The organism is Aquabacterium sp. UBA2148, from assembly GCF_002328915.1.
Lineage (GTDB): Bacteria > Pseudomonadota > Gammaproteobacteria > Burkholderiales > Burkholderiaceae_C > Aquabacterium > Aquabacterium parvum.
Window position 1 is genome coordinate 1 of the sequence record NZ_DCXA01000038.1, and the last position, 3,026, is coordinate 3,026.

The 3,026-nt window shown below is 63.9% G+C and carries 4 protein-coding genes; all 4 read right to left on the reverse strand.

Features of this window, described 5'->3' with window-relative positions; genetic code table 11:
* Positions 1–426, reverse strand: a 426-nt coding sequence (locus B2W70_RS02075) for a molybdopterin-dependent oxidoreductase (RefSeq protein ID WP_286742338.1), incomplete at its 3' end; no start/stop codon positions are given.
* Positions 427–443: 17 nt separating this feature from the next.
* Positions 444–1,853: a mercuric reductase gene (locus B2W70_RS02080; protein WP_034053982.1), complete on the reverse strand. Its 1,410-nt coding sequence runs from the start codon at positions 1,851–1,853 to the stop codon at positions 444–446.
* On the reverse strand, positions 1,850–2,131 hold the full coding sequence (locus B2W70_RS02085) for a DUF427 domain-containing protein (RefSeq protein ID WP_034053981.1): 282 nt from the start codon (positions 2,129–2,131) through the stop codon (positions 1,850–1,852). The genes B2W70_RS02080 and B2W70_RS02085 overlap by 4 nt, the downstream gene beginning before the upstream one ends.
* Before the next feature lie 32 nt (positions 2,132–2,163).
* Positions 2,164–3,026: bifunctional alpha/beta hydrolase/OsmC family protein (locus tag B2W70_RS02090; RefSeq protein WP_286742351.1), on the reverse strand; the 863-nt coding region annotated here is incomplete at its 5' end.

Here is a 3,026-nt window from a genome sequence, read left to right on the forward strand (position 1 = left end):
GTCGTAGTGCGTTGCGATCATTGCGCGCCCTTGTGTCAGATCGGCCAACGGCACGTTGGTGGAGTAGCCGTCCTGAGAATGCGCCAACACCCAAGGCGTGGGCGCTTCCAGTCCGGCCGCCTGCAACAAGGTGTCCAACGTCACACCGCGCCAGCGGGTGTCGAATTTCGACCAGGTGGTAACGCAATGGATATCGACCACCTGCTCGGTCTGGGGCAGGGCCTGGAATTCGCTCCAGGTCCAAACGCGAACCGGCCGCACACCGACCTTCAAGGTCAAGCGCCAATCGCCAAGCGCCAAGGCTTTTGGGGTGGGGCCCGCAGTCAGCACGGGAAAACCTTCCGTCAGGGACTGTCCTGGCGGAAGTCGACCGCCGTGGTTGTGGACATCGCGATTGCGGCCGCTGAATGAGCGGTTGATGGGCATGGTGTGGGTCCTCCGGCTCACCCAGAACTTGCGGTCAAGGGCTTGCGTCGATCAATGATGGTGGGCAGGAACTCGGTGACCGTCGGGTGAACGGGCAATGCATCCCGGACCAACTTCCAGGTGCCGCCACTGGCCATCACCAGACCGATCGCCTGAATGATCTCGTCCGACTGGATCCCGAGCATGGTCGCTCCGAGGAAATGACCACTGTCCTCATCGATGAGGAGCTTGATCTTGCCCACGGTTTCGCCTTCTTCCTTCGCGCGACTGACGTCCTTCATGGCGTGAACCGCCTGGGAAATGCGTCGCCCTTCGGTCACGAGTTTTCGCGCGTCGGCCTCATAAAGACCGACGTGGGCCAGCGGAGGATCGGTAAACATGGCATAAATGCCGACGCGCGCGGCGGCGCTGCGTTGCCCTCCGGCCAGGTTCTCCGCCACGATGTCCTGATCGTGGTAGCTGGTGTGGGTAAAGGCCCCGCGCTGATTGATGTCACCCAGCGCCCAGATGCCGGGAACCGCGGTTTCGAGCCGGTCGTTGGTGACCAGGTAGCCTCGCGCACTGACCTCCAGGCCCACCGTTTCCAGGCCCAGACAGTCGGTGTTCGGTATTCGCCCGGTGGCCACCAGCAGGTGGCTGCCATCCACGCTGCGGCCACCAGCCAACTGCACCCGCACGCCAGCGTCGTTGTCCGCCTTGCCGACCCGCTCAATGCGCACGCCGGTGTTCACTTCGATGCCTTCCGCTGTCAGCATTCCGGTCACAGCGGCTGCAATGTCCTCGTCCTCGCGGGCCGTGAGGCGGGGCCCTGTTTCCAGAATGGCAACCTCACTTCCCAGCCGCCGAAAGATCTGAGCCATCTCCAGGCTGATGTATCCACCGCCGATGATCACCAGCCTGGACGGTAATTCACGCAGCGCCAACAGCCGTTCGTTGTCCAGGAACGGCAGCTCGTCCAGCCCAGGCACCGGCGGAACAAAGGGACGTGTGCCGGTGTTCAGCACCACCTTGGGCGCCACCAGCTGATGCTCGCCGGCCAGCACCACGAACTGTTCGCCTTCACGGCCCGCCAGGCGACCGCGCGCCTTGATGATGGTGAGTCCTTCCAACTGGCCCAGCCAGGCCTGCAGGCCAGAGCGAGCCTCCTCCACCCGGCGTTGCATGCGCTCCATCGCTGCCCTGAAGTTGACCTGGACCGACCCGGTTTGCACACCGAATTCGCTGGCCCGGCGCGCCATGTGAGCCACACGAGCCGACTTGCGTAGGGTCTTGGTTGGGGTGCAGCCCCGATTGACACAGGTACCACCCAGGTCACGCTCCTCGATGAGCGCCACCTTCATACCCCGGGCAACGAGTGTCGCGCCCAGAAAGGGACCGGCCTGACCGGCTCCGATCACGATCGCGTCGAACCTCTGTTCCCCGCTCATGGCCGCACCTCGACACCGCGCCAGAACGCCACCCTGCCGGTCACCGCCTCCGCACCAGCCTTGGGCGACGGGTAGTACCACGCCGCGTCAGCGTTCACGTCTTCGCCGACCACGACGTCGTAGTAGCTGGCCCGCCCCTTCCATGGACAGGTGGTGTGCGTATCGCTTGGTTTGAAATGTTCCGGGCGCAACGCGTCGTGTGGGAAATAGGCGTTGCCTTCAACTTCCACGATGTCATCGCTCTCAGCGATGGTGGTGCCTTTCCAGATGGCTCTCATGCTCCGTCTCCTTCGTTTGTGTGTGGTTGGGATCAGTCCCGAATCAGTGTGGTGGTGATCACCGGATGGTTCTCCAGCGTTCGATGCACGGGGCAACGATCGGCGATGCGCAACAGGTCCTGTCGCTGGCTTTCACTCAACGGTCCGCTCAGCAGGAGCTGCCGCGTGACGTGGTCAACCTGTCCCGAGCGATCCCCGCACTCCTGGCAATCGGTCGCGTGCGCGCGCTCATGACGCAACCTGACCTGGACATCCTTGAGCGCATAGCCTTTTCGCTTGGCGTACTGGCGCAATGTCATGGACGTGCAGGCGCCCAGCGACATCAGCAGAAGTTCATAAGGATCGGGCCCGCGTTCGCCACCACCCACTTCCTTGGGCTCATCGGCGTCGAGGTGGTGCGGACCTGCTCGCATCGATCGCCAGAAGGCGTGATCGTGCTCCCCCACCCACACCTCGCCCGCACGAAGGTCCGACGGCGCATCGTTTCGCTCGGCTCGCATCGGCAGAAACCGCGAGGCCCAGGCGCCAATCAGGTCAGCCGCATACTGCGCATCGGCCGGGCGCGTGAGCAGATGGTCCGCATCGTCCAGGCTGATGAAACTCTTAGGATGTCTGGCCGCCTTGAACAGGTCCTGTGCCTCGCCGATGTCCACCACCGCGTCACTTGGCGCGTGCATAACCAGCAAGGCCGCGCGAAGCCCCTTGACCGGGTTCTCGTGGGCTTGGGCCTGGAGCTCTTCAATGAAGGCCGGCGCGATCCTGAACGCCCGGCCGCCCAGGTCGACCTGGATCTGCCCATCCTCTTCGGACTTGGTCGGACCGAAGTGACGAAGCACATGGTCGGCCGTCGCGGGTGCGCCCAGCGTGCAAACCGCCCGTATGCCGTCGAGGCGGG